Consider the following 18,074-nt stretch of genomic DNA (forward strand, 5'->3'; position numbering starts at 1 on the left):
TTTATGCAATGTTATATTATTGATATAAAGATAATAAATTTCCATCTTTCAAATATATTTGCCAGCATGAAGCGGATAAACCTCATTACCACCTTTTTATACCTTTCAACTTTAGTATCAGCACAAACTGCGCCACCGGCCGATCTGGGCGCTATACAGCAAAATTTTAAAAAGCTCAATACACTGGGCAGCGTGCTGTATATAGCGGCTCATCCCGATGATGAGAATACCCGTTTGCTGGCTTACCTGGCCCAGGAAAAACATTACCGAACCGGTTATCTTTCCTGTACACGAGGCGATGGAGGGCAAAATTTGATTGGAAATGAACAAAGTGAACTTTTGGGGCTGATACGCACACAAGAATTACTGGCGGCCCGCCGCGTTGATGGCGCCGAGCAGTTTTTTACCCGCGCCAATGATTTTGGCTTTTCAAAAGGGCCCGAAGAAACCCTGAGAATATGGGACAAGGATAAAGTATTAGGCGATATGGTTTGGGTGATCCGCAAATTCAGGCCGGATGTGATGATATGCCGTTTCCCTACCACCGGCGAAGGAGGGCATGGTCATCATACTTCATCGGCTATACTGGCGCAGGAAGCATTTACCGCCGCTGCCGATCCTAAACGTTATCCCGAGCAATTGAAATATGTACAACCCTGGCAGGCCAAACGCTTGTTATGGAATACCTTTAGTTTTGGCAGCGTAAATACCACTGCTCCCGATCAGTTTAAAATTAATGTAGGTGTTTATAATCCCATTTTAGGAAAAGGCTATGGCGAAATTGCTGCCGAAAGTCGCAGTAACCATAAAACACAGGGCTTTGGCTCGGCCAGGCAACGCGGTGAATTTTATGAGTATTTTAAAACTATTTTAGGCGATGCCCCGCAAAATGACCTGATGGATGGCGTAAATACCACCTGGAAACGGGTAAAAGACGGCGAACCTATTGGCGCAGGTATTGGCATAGTTAACCGGGATTTTAATCCGGAAGCCCCGGAAAAATCAGTGCCAGCTTTAGTACAGTTGTTGGGTAAGGTTGAAAAGATATCAGATGTATATTGGCGCACTCAAAAAACCAAAGAGTTGAGTGAACTGATTGCCGCCTGTTCGGGCTTATGGTTTGAAGCTTATGCTACTGAGCCAACTTATGCCCTGGGCGATAAGATACAAGTACGCGCCCAGGTAGTTGACCGATATAGCAACCGGGTAAAGATCAATAACATCGCATTTCAAAATAATGTATCCAACCTCAACAGCCAGGTGATCCCGGCCAATCAGCAGCAAACATTTGAGCAAAGTGGCGTTGCTGATAAGCTGACGCAACCTTACTGGCTGGAAACTCCGCACAGTATTGGTGCCTATAATTTACCAGACGAAACCCTGGCCGGTAATCCTGAAAATCCTGACCTGCCCAAAGTTGATTTTGAATTTATTATTGAAGGTAAGCCCGTACACTTTGAGCGCAGGTTGCTTTATAAATATGTCGACCCGGTGAGAGGCGAGGTTTACCAACCGTTGGAAATAACCCCGCCGGTGACCGCCAATATCGAAAACCAGGATTATATTTTTAATTCTCAGCAGGCACAACTGATTCAGGTAAAATTAAAAAGCTTTACCGCGGCTACCGGAAATATTAGTTTGAAACCTATAGATGGCTGGAAGATCGATCCCAAAAAGATTGAGTTTACCGGGAAAAATAAGAATGACGAGTGGACGGTAACCTTTTCCATCGCTCCAACAGATAATAAACCCCGTATCAATAATTTAGAGGCTTTGGTAACGGTGAACGGAAAAACCTTTTCGCTGGCTCTGCGTCGCATCCGGTATGATCATGTTCCGGCTATTACGCTGTTCCCGCCTGCCGAAACCAGACTGGTGAACCTCGACCTGAAAATAGCCGGTAAAAAACTGGCCTATATTGCCGGGGCCGGCGATCTGATGCCCGAGGCTTTACGCCAGGTGGGTTATGATGTTCACCTGCTTTCGGAAAGCGAGATCATGAACGCTGATCTTTCTGTATATGATGCTATTATTACCGGGGTACGCGCTTATAACGTAAATGAACGCCTGGCCTATGAGCAAAGCCGCCTGATGGATTATGTTAAAAATGGTGGTAATTTATTGGTGCAGTATAATAACAATTCGGGCCTGGTAGTAAAACAAATAGGCCCATATCCTTTCCGGGTGGTAAACCAACGGGTTACTGATGAGGATGCCGAAGTAACCATACTGGATAAGCAAAATCCGGTGCTTAACTATCCTAATAAAATTACTCAGGACGATTTTAAAGGCTGGATCCAGGAACGAGGCCTATATTTTGTAAGTGATATTGACCCGCAATACAAAGCCGTTTTACAAATGAATGATAAGGGTGAGCAACCCAACAACGGATCATTAATTGTTGGCGATTATGGCAAAGGACGATTTGTGTATACCTCCCTGGCTTTTTTCAGGGAACTGCCTGCCGGTGTACCGGGAGCCTATCGTTTGTTTGTGAATTTATTGAGTAAACCAAAAGGGCAATCGTTGTAAAACAAATAAGACTTACGAAGTTTCAAAAACTTCGTAAGTCTTTAATAAGCGATCATACGTAACAATTGTAAATCGTCATTAAATAAAATGTTGAAAAAATCAATTAATCATCTATTTTTGCAAACGTTATAATTAACAGTAATATGAAACATCACGAAGAAGAAGAAAAAAGCCTTGATTTTGTATTTTACCTTGTTGGCTTAGTTTCTGGGCTTTTTATAGGAGCAATAATTGATAAAGGATTTACCTGGATAGCCGTTGGTGGTGTTTTAGGCTTATTAACCGCCGGTTTCTTTGTAACTGTATTGGTTAAAGGCCGTGGTGAAAAGGCCTGATCCTGATCTGCCCTCATTTATAAAAAATTGGAACCAGTTTTACGGCATTGTAGTCGTGTGGCTGGTTTTTTTAATTTTAGTATTTTGGCTCATTACAAAGTCTTTTGAATGAGTTTACCCGATTGGATAGTTTTAGGTCTTACACTGCTGGCCATAGTGGCTTACGGCGTATGGAAAAGCGGCAGTAATAAAAATATCGATCAGTTTTTAATGGGTAACCGCTCGTTGCCCTGGTATCATGTCGGGTTTTCGGTTATGGCCACCCAGGCCAGCGCTATCACCTTTCTTTCAGCACCCGGCCAGGCTTATTCCGATGGGATGCGCTTTGTGCAATTCTATTTCGGTTTGCCATTGGCCATGATCGTACTCTGCGTAACTTTTGTGCCCATATTTCATCGTCTTAAGGTTTATACGGCATATGAGTTCCTGGAACAACGCTTTGACTTGAAAACCCGTGCGCTCACTTCGTTCCTTTTTTTGGTGTTACGCAGCCTGTCAACCGGGGTAGCTATTTATGCACCGGCCATTATTTTATCAACCATACTTAATATTAATACGGTTTATACCACCCTGTTTATAGGTGGCCTGGTAATATTTTACACCGTTTATGGCGGCAGCAAAGCGGTATCCTACACGCAGTTGCTGCAAATGAGCATCATATTTGCCGGTATGTTTCTGGCCGGTATATTGGTGGTTAACCTATTACCATCGGGTGTAGGTTTTACGCATGCTTTGAAAATGGCTGGTAAACTGGGCCACATGAATGTGATAGACTGGAAGTTTGACTGGAGTAACCGGTACACTGTGTGGAGCGGTCTTATTGGCGGCTTCTTTTTGCAGTTATCCTATTTTGGTACAGATCAAAGCCAGGTTGGCCGGTATTTAACCGGCAGCTCCATTGGGCAAAGCAGGTTGGGTCTTATTATGAACGGGCTTATTAAAATCCCCATGCAGTTCCTCATCCTGCTGATCGGTATACTGGTTTTTAGCTTTTACCAGTTTAACAGGCCTCCTATGTTCTTTAATAATTACGAGGTGGCCCGGGTAAAACAAAGCGGCTATGCTTCGCAGTATAATTATCTCGATCAGCAATATACCCGGGCTTTTGAACAGCGAAAAGCCAAAGCCAATGACCTGGTAAAAGCCATTGACAGCAAAAATGAAGATCAGATAGATCATGCAAAAAACGCTTTAAAGGTAGCCGATATGCAGTCACACATCATCAGGCAGGATGCTATCGCACTCATGAAAAAGAATAACGCAAGCGCCGATGATAACGATACCAATTACGTATTTCTGACCTTTGTTAAACAGTATTTACCCCGCGGATTGGTAGGGCTGTTGATAGCCATTATATTTTTGGCTTCGATGGGTTCAACAGCAAGCGCCCTTAACTCATTGGCTTCAACCACGGTGATTGATATTTATAAACGCACCATTAATCAGGATGCTTCTGATAAAAATTACCTGCTGGTATCGCGTATGGCAACGGTATTTTGGGGTGTGGTATGCGTAATTATGGCACTGTATGCCGGTAAGCTGGGCAATTTGCTGGAAGCCGTAAATCAGCTGGGTTCCTACATTTACGGAACCGTGTTGGGCGTATTTATAGTAGCTTTTTATATGAAGCGGGTAAGCGGAACGCCGGTATTTATTGCTGCTATTATTAGCGAAGCAATCATATTATATTTAGGACTAAGTAAAACAGTTGCCTATTTGTGGCTTAACCCTATCGGGTGCTTTTTAGTGATGATAGTGGCTTATTTAATCAATAAACTGACGCCACAAAAAAGCCCGGATCAAGTTGAACCGGGCCTGTAGTATTTTATTATCTGATATTTACTCTTTGGCCTGACTAAGCGCTTCCAAACCTAGCCTCAGGTATTCATCATCATTACTTTCTTTTGAAAGCGCAATACTAGCTTCAGCAGCAGCTATGGCACCCGGTTTATCGCCTTTTTTTAATAGCAGGTGCGACTCCCATAGTTTAAACCATGGCTTCTTAGGCTCTTCTTTCTCTGCTTCAGCTACCCAGCCTAAAGCTTTGTTAATATCTTTACCGTTTTCATAATACCATTGTATAGCGTTAAGATAGTAAGGCTTGCGATCGCCTTTCATCAGCTCATCAATATTGGCCATGATCTTGGCATCGTCAGTCGCTTCTATATGTGCCATAACTGCTGTATGGTCCCATACCAGGTACAGATCTGTCGACCGGGTTGTTGAGTTGGAAAAAGCTATAGTAAAAGTTTCCCGCTTTTCGGTCACCCTTTTAGGTTTAACCGTAAACCGTAAAAGGTCATCGGCTTGCTTATAGCTATAGGCTCCCCATTGTTTAACGGTTTTGTTGAGGATAATGATCCAGTCGGTTCTGTCAGGAATACTGAAAAGGGAATACGTACCCGCCGGTACAGGATTGCCTTCGATAATAACGTTTTCAGTAAAGGTAATAGTAGTGGCGGCATTTGCACCTGTTCTCCATACTTCACCATAAGGGTTTATGCCACCAAACATTCTGCGCCCTTTAACATTCGGTCTTGAATAAGTAATAGTGATTTTACCCAGGCCAAAATCCTGAATAATAGTTTGTGTTGTACTGTTTTCGGGAATGCGGGGTATTCCTTGTGCATTGCTTTTATAGCAGAGGCATGCCAATAGCATGGTAGCTAAAAATAAGTAAGTCTTTCTCATGTTATGTTTTCGATACTAAGATACCAAATGTTTTTAATCGGTAAATATTGTATTGGAGTAATAAAATTTATGAAAGTTTAATTTGGGGAGTGAAGTAGTGAGTGGTGAATAGTGAGGCGTTAATAGAGAGTGAATGGTGAGTAGTCAGAAAGTACACTTATTGATAGGGTTCCCTAATATTATTCACCACTCCCCACTCACCATTCACTATCTCACCATTTTATTACCTTTGCGGTTATGATTGATGTGCTATTAAACAAAGGTAAAGAGAAAGCTGTTTTGCAAAAACATCCCTGGGTATTTTCAGGAGCTGTTGAAAAAGTAAAGGGTAAACCAGCCAATGGCGATGTGGTGCGACTGCTTAATGCAAAAGGCGATTTTATGGCCTATGGTTTTTATAACGATCAATCGCGGGTTGCCCTGCGCCTTTTAGAATGGGATGAAGCCGTTGAAATTAACGATGATTGGTTTCGCCGTAAACTGGCATCTGCTATTAAAAGCCGTGCCCATGTATTAAATAATGAAACCAATACCTGTCGCCTGGTTTTTAGTGAGGCGGATTACTTGCCGGGTTTAATTGTTGATAAATATGCAGGTCACCTGGCTGTGCAGGTGCTTACTTCTGGTATGGAACGGGTAATGCCGGTAATTATTGATGAACTGCAAAAGCTGCTGAACCCCGAAAGCATATCCGACAAAAGTGATAACTCATCCCGTGCTCACGAAGGCCTGGCCGAAGCTGAAAATAAAGTGCTTTTTGGTAACCCTCCACCAGAGATTGTTGAAGTACTCGAGAACAACATTGTTTACGGTATCAATATTACCGAAGGCCAAAAATCAGGCTTTTATTGTGATCAGCGCGATAATCGCCATATAGTAGCCAACTATGCCGAAGGAAAAAAAGTGCTGGATTGTTTTTGCTATACCGGGGGCTTTACGCTCAATAGCCTAAAAAATGGTGCCTTATCAGTAACCAGTGTGGATAGTTCGGCATTGGCTATTGAAACTTTGAAAGAAAACATCCTGTTGAACAAATTGGATGCAGATAAGCACTCGGCCATAAAATCTGATGTAAACGTGCAGCTGCGCAAATTCAGGGATGATGGCGAAAAGTTTGATGTTATTGTGCTCGATCCGCCAAAGTACGCGCCGTCCCGCTCCGCGCTTACACGAGCATCCAGGGCATATAAAGACCTGAACCGTTTGGGCATGCTGCTATTGAACGAAGGCGGTTTATTGGCTACCTATTCCTGCTCGGGCGCTATGGATATGGAAACTTTTAAGCAGGTAATTGCCTGGGCGGCGCTTGATGCCGGTAAGCAGGTACAATTCATTTACCAGTTCCACCAACCCGAAGATCACCCGGTAAGGGCCTCTTTCCCCGAAGGTGAGTATCTGAAGGGGTTGTTGTGCAGGGTGTTTTAAAGAAAGGGAAGTCTTGATTCCTGACTCTTATCTCTTGACTCTCTTCTTCCCCGCTTTTGCTTTCATTTTCAGATTCAGCATCTCTACCAGTACCGAGAAGGCCATGGCAAAGTAAATATAACCTTTGGGGATATGCTGTTCAAATGCCTCAGCCAGGAGCGAAACACCTATCAATAGCAGGAACGACAGCGCCAGCATTTTTACCGTTGGGTGCTTGTTCACAAAGCCCGCTACCCCGTTTGATGCCCACATCATAATACCTACAGCTATAACAACCGCCAGAATCATGATCTCGACATGGCTGGCCATGCCTACCGCGGTGATCACAGAATCGAGCGAGAAAACGATATCCAGCAGCATGATCTGGATAATGGTTCCCCAGAAGCTGTGGCGCTTTACTTTATCCGTATTTTCTTCTTCGCCCTCAATCTTATGGTGTATCTCGGCGGTGCTTTTGTAAATCAGGAACAAACCGCCGATAATCAGGATCAAATCGCGACCCGATATGGCCAGTTTTTCCACCCAATCAGCATCGGTAATGTTAAAAATGTGAGCCAGATTAAATAAAGGGGCGGTAAGTGTCATGACCCAGCTAATGGATAATAAAAGCAATACCCGGGTGATCATGGCCATGCCTAAACCAAGCCTGCGACCTTTAGCCTGCTGATTTGCCGGAAGCTTATCAGATAAAATGGATATGAATATCACGTTGTCAATCCCCAGAACTATCTCCAGCAATGTAAGAGTGATGAGCGATATCCAGGATTCGGCATGAGCAAATATTTCCATAGCAGGCAAAATTGTTTGCCCCTAAAATAACAAAACCCCTGCCGAAAGTGGCAGAGGTTTAAGATCAATGTTAAAATATAAGGCGTTAATCAAAGCTTACACTGCCGTAGCTGGTGTTAATAGTTATGGTTTTATCGTTGGAGCCTTTACCTAAATGGCCCTTGTAATTTTTGGTGGGATTAAAGCCGCGGTCGTTATCTGCAGGGCTTTTGCTGGTGATATTAATGTCATGGCCACCATAGTTAAAGCTGCCATAACGTACGGTTACATCAAAATCGGCATTATGATCATTGCTGATACCCAGTTTTACGCTGGAATAGGAGGAGTTTACAGCTAAATTCTTTACGTTTCTATCTACCTCATTAATATTCAGGTTGCCGCTGAATTTTACGTTGATATTGCCCGAAGTTGTAAGTCTGCCAATTTTAGCCGAACTGTAGCTGATATCGGCATTAAGCTTATTGCACTCGTTAAGGTTAAGGCTGCCATAGGCTACATCCAGATCGCTGCCGTTAAGGGAGCCAATGGTGGCGCTGCCATATTTTACAGAAATCTGATTGCCCGGGTTGCTTAATGCTTTAGCTACCAGGCTGCCGTAAGAGTTATTGATATTTAATTTCCCATCCAGATCGGGCAGGATGGTGGCGCCATATTTATTGCTTATGTTCAATGGATTTCTGGATGGCATATATACGGTATAATTTACCTCAATTTTACGTACGTTATTACGCCGGCCACCAAATAACGACCATGAGCTGCCATTATCATCACTGTTGATATTGGTTTTGAAATAAACACCCGAGCCATCTTTGCTATCCCTGATGGTTACATTGTCCAGTAATTTCTGAGCCAGCTCATCATCATTGGCGCCTACTTTTATTTGCACATCAACCTTCACCTCGCTTTTATTCCAGGTATTCACAGTTATTTTGCCGAAACGGTTGTCCAGGTTAATGACATCGTTGCCATCTATAGAATAGCTTTTGCTGTAATTTTTTACTTTTTCAACACCATCATCGTGCTGGGTATCCGCATCGGTGTTATAGCTAAAATTAGAATCGAAATCTTTAAACCCCAAAGCAATCTGCGGCGCTATATTATTAAGGTCGCAAGTAAGGTTTATGGCACTATCGTTCAGTTTGTAGTTAAAATTCTGATCGAGGTGTTTAAACTGCTTTTCAATGCCCTTCATTTTCAAGTTCATTTGTTTAAGCTGTTGCAGTTTAATGTGGCTTATTTGCTTTTGCAGATCCTTCATTTTAATGTGCAGATCGTCTTCCTTAAACTGAAAGTCCTTGCTGTCGGGCGGTGTCATGTTGTTTAAAGGAGCAACCGGGGGCATGGGCGGCAGCACGGGAACCGGAACGGCTGGCGCAGGAGTTTGTTGTGCAAAACTGATCGTATTAATGGCTAACAGGGCCATTAAAGCAAGCATCGATCGTTTAAATATTCTTGATTTCATCTTTTTGCTCTTTTTTCATTTGATTGAACTGCTCTATTACGCTCAATTGCTGATTAAGCACCTCTGTTTGTACCTGCAAGTTCCGGATCATCGCACGTAAAACACGCTCCTGGTTGGGGCTGGTGGCTAAATCGGCATTAAGCCTTTTATAGGTAGAATCCATTTTGGCTATTTCGGCGCTAAATTCCTTGTACAGCTGCGGGTCGGCTTTAGAAACCGATTTCAGCTCGGTTAATTTAGTTTCAACAAGCGATGCATAGTGCATTTGTTGTTTGGCATACTCAGGGTTTATGGCGGCCAGGTCCACGGTTTTTGCGCCTTTTTGGCTTTGCAGGTATATTCCGAAACCGATGCCCATGACAACAATGACCGAGGCGGCGACGCGAAGCACGAAAGCAAGCGAAAAAGTTTTTGTTTCCGGCTTTTTTGGCAACTCCTCCGGCATGTTGAGGCTTTGTTCAATTTTGCTCCACAGATCTGCCGATGGCTCAATCTCGTCAAACTCTTCGCGGTTGTTTTTAATGAAATCTTCAAATCGCTTGCTCATGATTCTGTTCCTTTCCTTTTTAAAATTTCCATTAATTTTCTTTTAGCTCTCAAAAACTGAGTTCTTGAAGTGTTTTCTGATATATTTAATATTTGTCCTATTTCTTCATGATCATAACCTTCCAGCAGGTAAAGGGATAGTACCACACGGTACCCATCGGGCAGTTGTTTCATGCCTTCTTTTACCAAAGTCACCTGGTATTGAACATCTTCGTCACTTTCAGGCTCTTCGTCGGGTATGTTTTCCAGATGGTCGCCCTCCAGTTCAATCAATTCCAGTTTGCGCTTGCGCAACAGGTTTATAGAACGGTTTACCACTATTTGTTTTAACCATAAACCAAAAGTGGTATCCTGTCTAAAATCCTTCAGCTTGTTAAAAGCATCCAGAAAAGCCTCTTGCAAAACATCTTCAGCTTCGGCAATATTGCCCACGATCCTAAAGGCGACGTTCAACATCGCTTTAGAATACAACCGGTACAACTCGTAACTGGCCTTTTTGCTTCCCTGTTTGCATTCAACCACCAGGTTATAATGCTTATCTACATATATGGCTTCCAAATTTCTGATCAGGTTTCAGATTAAATGACGCATCATTTTTAGCAACGTTGCATCATCATGAAAAATAATTTCATGAAATAATAATTTTTTTTTCAAATAGGCGTTTCAGACCGTTGATTTTTTCTGATGACGTTGATTTCGTTGATGCCTGAAAGCTGATAGATATTAAAAAAACAGGTGGAAATGGATTATATACACTCCTGAAATAAGATCAAAAAATCAGCGCAATCAATGAAATCATTTTAAATCAGCGGTCAAGAAAGCATCAACAGCCTTTACCGCGTTTTCGTAACGCTCATTTCCCATGCCGGATATCACTACATAGTTCGCCTGCAGCGCGCTAAGTTCTTTATGCCATACGGTCATAAAATGTTCGCGTAATTCTGGGAAATTGCGCAGGGGGTCGTCCTGCCAGGGCAGGTCGATATCTAATAATAAATAAAAGTCGTAAGGATGTTTGGGCAATTCATCCAGCACTTCCTGTGGCGCCTTGCCAAACATATGCTCGCTCCATATTTTTACGGTTAAAAAAGTGGTGTCGCATATCAGGATTTGGTTGGCTTTGGGTAATAAAGAAGCCTCAAGCGCCAATTGCCCTTGAAACATATTGATCTCATCCTGCCAGGTACAAGGGGCGGTAAGCGCCGCGCAATACTCCCTGGAAAATTCGGGTACGGCTATGGTTTGGTAATGGGCAGCCAGATAGTCAGACATAGTTGATTTCCCCGTTGATTCGGGCCCGACTACCGCTATTTTGGGAATGTGTTTCATGGGATATTAAATGAAAATAGAGACGCATGTAATGCGTCTCTACAATGATCAAAACGCAGAGACTCATTACATGCGTCTCCTGCTGTCCTATTATCTTTCCAGCTTAGGCACCCTGGTAGGCGTATCCTGCCCCGAAACGATGGTGCGCGAGCTTAAAGCTATGGCCCTGATAGTAGAGGTTATATTATTTACATCTAGCGTGCTAAACTCATCTTTCACGGTATGGTACAGTTTATCGATATCTATCTGATCGGTTGATATGGTATGTGCCGGTACGCCTTTTTCGGCCAGGGATGCATTATCGCTGCGGTAAAACAGGTCCTGATCCGGGTATGGATCGGGGTGGAATTCAAACTTGGTTCCCTTTAGGTTATTTTGCAGGATAGTGCCAAAGTTGGAACGATCAAAACCGGTGATAAAGGCGGAGTTTTGGCCAAATTTAGAAGCCTTGCCAATCATTTCGATATTGAACATGGCTACTACTTTATCCGGATCAACCTGGGTGGCAAAATACTGTGAACCGTATTCGCCAATTTCTTCGGCTGTAAAGGCTACAAAAATGAGTGTGCGGTCATTATTGTTTAATTTTTTGTAGTATTTGGCTAAAGATATCACCGCAGTAGTGCCAGAAGCGTCGTCATCGGCACCGTTGGCAATGCTGTCGCCTTCCATGGCTTTGATGATGCCCAGGTGATCATAGTGGCCAGAGAAAACCACAAACTCATTGGGTTGGGTTTTACCGGGGATAATGCCGGCTACGTTAAACAAAGGCAGTTCTTCGCTTTTGCTTTCGTAACTAATATCAAAGGAGCTGATGTTATCAAATTTGCCCAATACAAAGGCAATAGAAGAGGCGGTTTTACCCTTAAAACTAACGTTTCCTCTCAAAGTATAATCGCGGATACGTTTAAACAGGCTCAGGAATTTTGGATCAACAATCATCAAAGTTTTCTTGCCGCTTTTTTCAGCACTCATGTATTCTTGTCTGAAATTTTTATCAGGGGTGACATTCACTACCTGTACATCCTTGTCGCTGGCCCAGGTAAATGATTCGGCACCCGATGCAAAAACGCTGTCGGCTACAATGGCCTTACCATTAATAGCCGCGGTTATTTTTACAGGGGTTGAGCGTATCATGGTAAAATTCTGGCGGTAGCCCGTATTGCCGGCCAATGGTTTTAGGCCTGCTTTGGTGTATTCGCTTTCAATAAATTTGGCTGCTTTTTCAATGCCTGGTGTAAACGTTGCCCGGCCCTGCATATCATCGGCGCTCAGGGTTTTAATAATGCGGGTTACATCATCCTGATTGATGAGCTTGTTAACATCTTGCCCAAAGCTGTAGGTTGATACAGCTAAAAGAGCGGTTATTAGTGTGATTTTTTTCATTTTAAGTATTTTGTTTGTGATGCGATACTAACACCGATTATAGCTTTGTTTACTTGTTATTGTTGAATTCAAACTTACGAAGTTTTGAAAACTTCGTAAGTTTCTACTCGCCGTTGTTGGTGTTGTCACCAACATTTAACTGCTTGGTTGATGATAATAAGTTGTTGGTGACAACACCAACAACGGCGCGAGATTTTACTTGTGATCCGTGTTCGGCTGGAGGCTGTCATAGCTGCAGATAACAGCTTATTGCTCCAATATATTTTGAACAAAACTTAACCATTGCTCGTCAGGAATGCTTTTGTCGATATAGTAATCTGGCATAATTCCTTTTCCGTCAATTGCCATATCGGGTATCCTGTAGCTTTTTGACAGGCAATAACCTAACTTAAATGCTTTATCAGGCGAATCTATGAAATACATATTGGAAATGTCCAGTACCCCCATGGTAGTTACGCCATAAAGTTTTACCTTTTTACTTTGTTTAGCCGCTAATAAAAATTGCTCTGTTGTACTTCCGTTATTTTCATTAATAATTACCGCTACATGTTTTGGTTTTGGCAAAACCGAATCCAGTTTTTGAATATCTACAATTCTTCCCTCCTCCAGGTTCACAAATTTACCCGGGTTATCATTTAATTTTTTTAATGCAGAGTTGATATCTTTTTTATTTTTCTCCGACAGATCCGGGATCGACAAATATTCTTCCATCCGTTTATTGTTTAATGGGGTCGACAGGAACTCTAGATTTACAATACGGATAGGATTGGTGTACAGAAAGGGGATAATATTGCCGTAACTATCGTCAGATCCGCCTCCGTTATTTCGCAAATCAATAATTAAGTTCTCGGTGCTTTTTAATGAAGTTTCATTGGCCTGAATTAAACTGTCAATCCGTTTTTTTTCTGATTCAATAAATGAAGGAATGCGGAAGAGTGTTGTGTTTGCAGATACTTTTTGAATAAAGGGAACGTCGGTGCTTATTTCTTTTAAATATAGGGCAATAGAGGTGTCATTTTCCTGAAATTTAGGGTAAAGCCTGTCCAGATAAATGCTCCCGAGTTTTAATGTGTTTTTTCCTAAAAGTTTTGCTTTATCAAATTTTTGAGGGGAATGGTCGCCCATATAATAAACACCCGAACTGTCCTGGTTGATCTTCAGCTTTACCCAATGAGGTTTCCAGGCGTTGTTAGATGAGGCCAATATGATTCCCCGGGTAATGTTATTTTTTTTGACGATGCCAATTTTATAAGCTCCCGTATGCCATATGCCTTCAAGCGTGGGAATGTTACTATTTGATAAGCTTTGCTTTATTTGATCTTCGGAAAATACAATACTATCCTGCCCGGTATTGACCTTTGCCAATGTATTATTGTTATTATTATTGGGGAAAAATGCGAAATGGGCTTTTCTGAAAAACGATAGCCATTCGCGGATAACATCGGCACATTCGTCGTTTGTGATAGCTTTTTTAACCTTGTTTAAAATGACCGCGTTATTCTTTTCATAGCTATCTGTCCCTTTGCGTTGAAGGGCATATTCAAAGCCCGCGTCATTTTTTTCAAAAGTTTCTTTTACCCATTTGAAAGTTGCCTCACAATTGCATTTTTGCTGCGCCGATAAATAAAACGGACACGCCAAAATTATCCAAAGAAGAACTGCCTTTTGTTTCATTTTTGTACCATCTTATGCTTAATTATATATAGCATGTTATAAAAATAACACTGGTTATGAGCTTAAAAGAAAAATGTTTGTCATTTTGAACCAGGTACGAGGATAAACTACCTCTTGAGCCCAACGAAAATTTTTTTGCAACAAGCAAATGTAGTCTTGCAAATTGCAGAAGATCTTTCCTCGTACCTCGTTCGAGATGACAGTTGGTTTATCAATTCAATTCTACAATATTTTATTTAACCTTTGATTGCAACCAGTTACTGCGGAAAGCTTCCTGTTCTTTACTCAATTGCTTGCCGGCTTTTTCATAGGTAACTACTTCAAAATATGGGCTTTCTTCCAGCGCGATGGTGGTTTCATGTGCGCCAGTACGGTTTTTATAGTTCACGGTTATTTTGTCGCCCGGTTTTTTAGCGGCCAGTACATCAGCAAATGATTTGGGATCGGTAATGGTTTGTCCGTCGGCTTTCAGGATAATATCACCGGCATCTAAGCCTGCTTTGTAAACCGGTGTACCTATAATGGTGCTCGAGAGGATGGGCAAACCCTCGGCCCCGGCGGCACGCTGCTGACCTGAACGACCACGGCCCGCGTTTGTTGCCAATGAACCGGCCCATGCCTTGCCCGGCTGTATTTTACGCAGTACCAGTCCGGCTTTATTCAGCAGATCTTCGTAATTGTTTTTATCAATACCATAAATGTAGCGCTTAAAAAAGTCGGCGGCAAACTTAGGATTGTTGGTTACTTTAGCCAAATCGGCCTGTAAATCGGGAATGGTATACGGTTTCATGACTTTACCCCGGTTTAACCAAACCTGGCGCATATAATCATCAAGCGTAAGGTTAAACTCGCCTCGCAGGCGCATATCCAGGGCCAGCGCGATAGCGCCGCCGTAGGTATAATAGCTGGTAAAATCATTGGCGTTATTATTGGGGTCGATAGATACCCCGGCGTCGGCAAATACCGAATAACGGCTCATTTGCGTGGCCGGATATTTGGTAGCGCCCGGTGTGTTCAGGATCTGGTTAACCAACCCTCCAAGTGTGCGGGTATAATCATCAAGCGGGGTAAATCCGGAACGTACAAGCAGCAGATCGCCGTAATACTGGGTAAAACCTTCGGCAAACCAAAGCTCACTGCTCATGTTGGCATGCTCAAAATTAAAAGGCTCCAATGATTTTGGACGAATGCGTTTCACATTCCAGCTGTGAAAATACTCATGTGAGTAGATACCCAGCAAACTACTTTCGTTACCCGCAACTTTATCCAATGGGTCAACAATACCGGTAGAATTGCGGTGTTCCATGCCATCGCCAGAGTCTGTTGGGTATACATCGGTTATAAAAGTATATTCGCCATAATCATAGGCAGGTAATTCGCCAAAAACGGCTTTTTCTTCCAATACCAGTTTTTGTACCATTTTACCAAAGTTATCTACCGTGGCCTGGTCGTCATCGGAGTGGATACTCACGTTTATTTTTTCTTTTTTACCGTTGGTATTGGTTACATCCCAACTGGTTAGCTTGTAATTGGCCAGCTCGGTAGGGCTATCCATCATATATTGCAGGTCGGGTGCGCTATACACGTTGGCGCCTTCGGGTTTTAGTTGAGTGGCTACCTTCCAGCCGTATTTGTCCAGATCATTAAACTCAAACTTTACAGGTCTTTTGTCCTGACCCAATATCCAGATAAAAGCAGCAGGCATGTTTAAGTGGGCATGACTGGGATCGATGCTGGCATAGGTGCCATCAGTCCAGTTACCAAACAAGGTATAGCTTATTTTGATATTATCGGGGTGCTGACCTACTTCGTACAAATCGCCTTCTATTTGTGTAAAAGGGATATCGGTACCGTCAATCGTGGTTACTTTAATGTTATAGATGTTTTTACCAAACTCATGCGTGGCATAGCGCCCTGCCGACGAGCGGCTCATCCGGAAACGTAAACTCGAAGGAGCCTGTGGTACGGTTACCACCACTTCTGCTTCATGATGCGCGGCGTTGGGGAAAGATATGGAATAATAGATGGGTTTTTGTTTATCCTGCGCTATGGCGGCAGTGCTTAACAAAGCGGCAATGGTAATTAGAAATATTTTTTTCATGAAGATCAGTATTATACAGGGCTGAAATTACAAATTAATCAGTAAAAAAATGGGGCATCAATTTGTTAGCTGATGAAGGATTAAAGTCTGTCTGGGATGCAGTATAAGCCTGGCAGATCTAAGCGCAGATTACTCACCCCGTCTAAGCTAGGCGATGATCGGATGAGCCGATTCAGTGGCATTTAAACCGCTTCTGAACTATTATACGTATATTTAAAGAAATTACTGAGCTCATGATCCTTTTTTCAAGAAGAAATTTACACTATACCGATTACAAATGGACCGTATATAACCAAAACGATCCGCGGGTAAACGGTAAGCTGGACACCACTCCGTTTACAAAGGATGAGGGCAACGAAGTAGTTTACCTGATCAACAAATTGATGATACTTTGGGATTACCGCTTTGCCAATACCGGTAATAAAATGGAAAAACTGATACATGACCAACTGCCTGCCAGTATTACACTACAGGAAGATGTACAGCAATGGCTTAAAGCCAATTTGAAGTTTTAACCGCCATACAAAACTTTTACCATCTTATTTAACAATTTAAACCTATCCCATCTCAGGGAGTGGGGATATTGTGCTTTCTGCTCCCGGAGATCACATGATTTATTTACTTGAAGATATGGTTAAACCCTTGGGCTTGAGTGCAGTCAAACACGAAAGCAGGAATGCTATGGACTGCAAGTCTGTGGCTTAATTTTTATTCTGCCTGTTTACATTGCCTTTATAATAGATTTTTACTTTTAGACACTTAAACAACCTTAAACACAATGAACCCGACCTTAAACAACAGAGCCGGCGGTAGGCTCCATTCTTTATCTCCGTTTAAAACATTAACCTTAACCATTTTTTTCGCGGTATTCGCCTTAGTAAGCCGGGCACAGGTTGATACTATTGTTTCCAACAACGCAAAAATAGCCTGCGTTGTTAAAGAAATAACCCCCGATGCGGTTAAATACACCTATCCCAATGAAGATTTGCTGAACTCGGTTTACAAGACCACTGTACAGAAAATAATCTTCAAAAGCGGCCGCGTCCAGACTTTTGCCGAAGCAACTTCCTACAAAGCCATCAATGGCGTAATGGATTTTGACAAAGTAACCGTTACCGTTGTAGAAGGTGAGGTTAAGGGCTTGTACAAATTAACAGACGTAAGCTCCAAAGCTAAAGGGACAACCGTTTTTTCGAGCCAGGAACGGGTAAAAGACAGGGCCTATCGTAAACTGAAGATCCAGGCGGCTATGTTTGGCGCCAATATCGTTTACCTGACCAATCAGCGTACCGAGGGTAACAAATACGGTGGCTATTTTCAAAGCGGCTCATCGGCTGAAACAAACCTTACAGGGGTTGGCTATTCTAATATTTTGCCAGATTATGATAAGTTTAAGCAGCTAATAGGCACCAAAACAGATTTTACCACCGTGCGTAAATATGAGTTAGGAGCCAGCGATACAGATGTATCTCAGGATGGCCTTGAGGTACCTTTCACGATATCAAATGTTTCGGTTGAAAACGGTATTGTTTTAATAACCGCTCAGTTAAAGGGCGAGAATAATAACAGCATATTCCAACTGGCAAGCTTCACAGATACTACATTCAGTGTTGCTTACAGACATAAAGGAACGGCCTATAACGTTGAAATTAGCGCTAAATAAAGAAACGCTCTGACCTCAGATTTTACCTCAAAATCTGAGATCAGAGCTTAAGACTCTCGGCTTAAATACGTATATTTGTATATATCAAACGGCCCGGTTCTCTGTAAAAAGAGAACCGGGCCGTTTTGGTTAAGGAAATAA

At 42.5% G+C, this 18,074-nt stretch carries 15 protein-coding genes; 6 read left to right on the plus strand and 9 right to left on the minus strand.

The window, feature by feature from the left end; all coding sequences use genetic code 11:
- Positions 1 to 66: 66 nt before the first annotated feature.
- From G7092_RS23130 to G7092_RS23140, 3 genes are all read left to right on the plus strand, one after another.
- The gene (locus tag G7092_RS23130) at positions 67 to 2,532 is read left to right on the plus strand and encodes a PIG-L family deacetylase (protein WP_166093033.1); all 2,466 of its coding nucleotides are present in this window, start codon (positions 67 to 69) and stop codon (positions 2,530 to 2,532) included.
- 143 nt (positions 2,533 to 2,675) lie between these two features.
- Positions 2,676 to 2,867: a hypothetical protein gene (locus G7092_RS23135; RefSeq protein ID WP_076378404.1), complete on the plus strand. Its 192-nt coding sequence runs from the start codon at positions 2,676 to 2,678 to the stop codon at positions 2,865 to 2,867.
- 108 nt (positions 2,868 to 2,975) lie between these two features.
- Positions 2,976 to 4,688, plus strand: coding sequence for a sodium:solute symporter family protein (locus G7092_RS23140; RefSeq protein WP_166093035.1), 1,713 nt, complete (start codon positions 2,976 to 2,978; stop codon positions 4,686 to 4,688).
- An 18-nt stretch (positions 4,689 to 4,706) separates the two neighbouring features.
- On the opposite strand, the gene G7092_RS23145 is transcribed toward G7092_RS23140, so the two are convergent.
- Positions 4,707 to 5,558, minus strand: coding sequence for a DUF2911 domain-containing protein (locus tag G7092_RS23145; protein ID WP_166093037.1), 852 nt, complete (start codon positions 5,556 to 5,558; stop codon positions 4,707 to 4,709).
- A 237-nt stretch (positions 5,559 to 5,795) separates the two neighbouring features.
- Here G7092_RS23145 and G7092_RS23150 point away from each other — a divergent pair, with 237 nt between their 5' ends.
- Complete coding sequence (locus tag G7092_RS23150; RefSeq protein ID WP_166093040.1) at positions 5,796 to 6,983, plus strand: class I SAM-dependent rRNA methyltransferase; 1,188 nt, start codon at positions 5,796 to 5,798, stop codon at positions 6,981 to 6,983.
- Positions 6,984 to 7,010: 27 nt separating this feature from the next.
- Here G7092_RS23150 and G7092_RS23155 read toward each other — a convergent pair whose 3' ends face one another.
- From G7092_RS23155 to G7092_RS23190, 8 genes are all read right to left on the minus strand, one after another.
- The gene (locus G7092_RS23155) at positions 7,011 to 7,772 is read right to left on the minus strand and encodes a TerC family protein (protein ID WP_166093042.1); all 762 of its coding nucleotides are present in this window, start codon (positions 7,770 to 7,772) and stop codon (positions 7,011 to 7,013) included.
- A gap of 85 nt (positions 7,773 to 7,857) precedes the next feature.
- Positions 7,858 to 9,234: a DUF4097 family beta strand repeat-containing protein gene (locus tag G7092_RS23160; RefSeq protein ID WP_166093044.1), complete on the minus strand. Its 1,377-nt coding sequence runs from the start codon at positions 9,232 to 9,234 to the stop codon at positions 7,858 to 7,860.
- Positions 9,215 to 9,781, minus strand: coding sequence for a hypothetical protein (locus G7092_RS23165; protein ID WP_166093046.1), 567 nt, complete (start codon positions 9,779 to 9,781; stop codon positions 9,215 to 9,217). The genes G7092_RS23160 and G7092_RS23165 overlap by 20 nt, the downstream gene beginning before the upstream one ends.
- Positions 9,778 to 10,338, minus strand: a complete 561-nt coding sequence (locus G7092_RS23170) for an RNA polymerase sigma factor (RefSeq protein WP_166093049.1) — start codon at positions 10,336 to 10,338, stop codon at positions 9,778 to 9,780. The genes G7092_RS23165 and G7092_RS23170 overlap by 4 nt, the downstream gene beginning before the upstream one ends.
- A 237-nt stretch (positions 10,339 to 10,575) precedes the next feature.
- On the minus strand, positions 10,576 to 11,109 hold the full coding sequence (locus G7092_RS23175) for an AAA family ATPase (protein WP_166093051.1): 534 nt from the start codon (positions 11,107 to 11,109) through the stop codon (positions 10,576 to 10,578).
- 90 nt (positions 11,110 to 11,199) lie between these two features.
- Positions 11,200 to 12,495, minus strand: a complete 1,296-nt coding sequence (locus G7092_RS23180) for a M20/M25/M40 family metallo-hydrolase (protein ID WP_166093053.1) — start codon at positions 12,493 to 12,495, stop codon at positions 11,200 to 11,202.
- A 246-nt stretch (positions 12,496 to 12,741) separates the two neighbouring features.
- Entirely contained in the window at positions 12,742 to 14,169 is a 1,428-nt protein-coding gene (locus tag G7092_RS23185; protein WP_166093055.1) for a S41 family peptidase, read from the minus strand.
- A gap of 232 nt (positions 14,170 to 14,401) precedes the next feature.
- Positions 14,402 to 16,270 carry a M61 family metallopeptidase gene (locus G7092_RS23190; protein ID WP_166093057.1) on the minus strand — a complete coding sequence of 623 codons (1,869 nt, stop codon included), beginning with the start codon at positions 16,268 to 16,270 and terminating at the stop codon, positions 14,402 to 14,404.
- Positions 16,271 to 16,503: 233 nt separating this feature from the next.
- Between G7092_RS23190 and G7092_RS23195 the strand changes: the two genes are divergently transcribed.
- Positions 16,504 to 16,785 (plus strand): hypothetical protein, encoded by a 282-nt coding sequence (locus G7092_RS23195; protein WP_166093060.1) that lies wholly within the window; start codon positions 16,504 to 16,506, stop codon positions 16,783 to 16,785.
- 263 nt (positions 16,786 to 17,048) lie between these two features.
- Entirely contained in the window at positions 17,049 to 17,933 is an 885-nt protein-coding gene (locus G7092_RS23200) for a hypothetical protein (RefSeq protein WP_202985387.1), read from the plus strand.
- The last annotated feature ends 141 nt before the right edge of the window (positions 17,934 to 18,074 follow it).

Source organism: Mucilaginibacter inviolabilis (assembly GCF_011089895.1).
Lineage (GTDB): Bacteria > Bacteroidota > Bacteroidia > Sphingobacteriales > Sphingobacteriaceae > Mucilaginibacter > Mucilaginibacter inviolabilis.

What these genes read in the sequence shown, in the direction of transcription:
- G7092_RS23130 (WP_166093033.1), top strand. Translation starts at nt 67, where the DNA reads ATGAAGCGGATAAACCTCATTACCACCTTTTTATACCTTTCAACTTTA.
- G7092_RS23135 (WP_076378404.1), top strand. Translation starts at nt 2,676, where the DNA reads ATGAAACATCACGAAGAAGAAGAAAAAAGCCTTGATTTTGTATTTTAC.
- G7092_RS23140 (WP_166093035.1), top strand. Translation starts at nt 2,976, where the DNA reads ATGAGTTTACCCGATTGGATAGTTTTAGGTCTTACACTGCTGGCCATA.
- G7092_RS23145 (WP_166093037.1), bottom strand. Translation starts at nt 5,558, where the DNA reads ATGAGAAAGACTTACTTATTTTTAGCTACCATGCTATTGGCATGCCTC.
- G7092_RS23150 (WP_166093040.1), top strand. Translation starts at nt 5,796, where the DNA reads ATGATTGATGTGCTATTAAACAAAGGTAAAGAGAAAGCTGTTTTGCAA.
- G7092_RS23155 (WP_166093042.1), bottom strand. Translation starts at nt 7,772, where the DNA reads ATGGAAATATTTGCTCATGCCGAATCCTGGATATCGCTCATCACTCTT.
- G7092_RS23160 (WP_166093044.1), bottom strand. Translation starts at nt 9,234, where the DNA reads ATGAAATCAAGAATATTTAAACGATCGATGCTTGCTTTAATGGCCCTG.
- G7092_RS23165 (WP_166093046.1), bottom strand. Translation starts at nt 9,781, where the DNA reads ATGAGCAAGCGATTTGAAGATTTCATTAAAAACAACCGCGAAGAGTTT.
- G7092_RS23175 (WP_166093051.1), bottom strand. Translation starts at nt 11,109, where the DNA reads ATGAAACACATTCCCAAAATAGCGGTAGTCGGGCCCGAATCAACGGGG.
- G7092_RS23180 (WP_166093053.1), bottom strand. Translation starts at nt 12,495, where the DNA reads ATGAAAAAAATCACACTAATAACCGCTCTTTTAGCTGTATCAACCTAC.
- G7092_RS23185 (WP_166093055.1), bottom strand. Translation starts at nt 14,169, where the DNA reads ATGAAACAAAAGGCAGTTCTTCTTTGGATAATTTTGGCGTGTCCGTTT.
- G7092_RS23190 (WP_166093057.1), bottom strand. Translation starts at nt 16,270, where the DNA reads ATGAAAAAAATATTTCTAATTACCATTGCCGCTTTGTTAAGCACTGCC.
- G7092_RS23195 (WP_166093060.1), top strand. Translation starts at nt 16,504, where the DNA reads ATGATCCTTTTTTCAAGAAGAAATTTACACTATACCGATTACAAATGG.
- G7092_RS23200 (WP_202985387.1), top strand. Translation starts at nt 17,049, where the DNA reads ATGAACCCGACCTTAAACAACAGAGCCGGCGGTAGGCTCCATTCTTTA.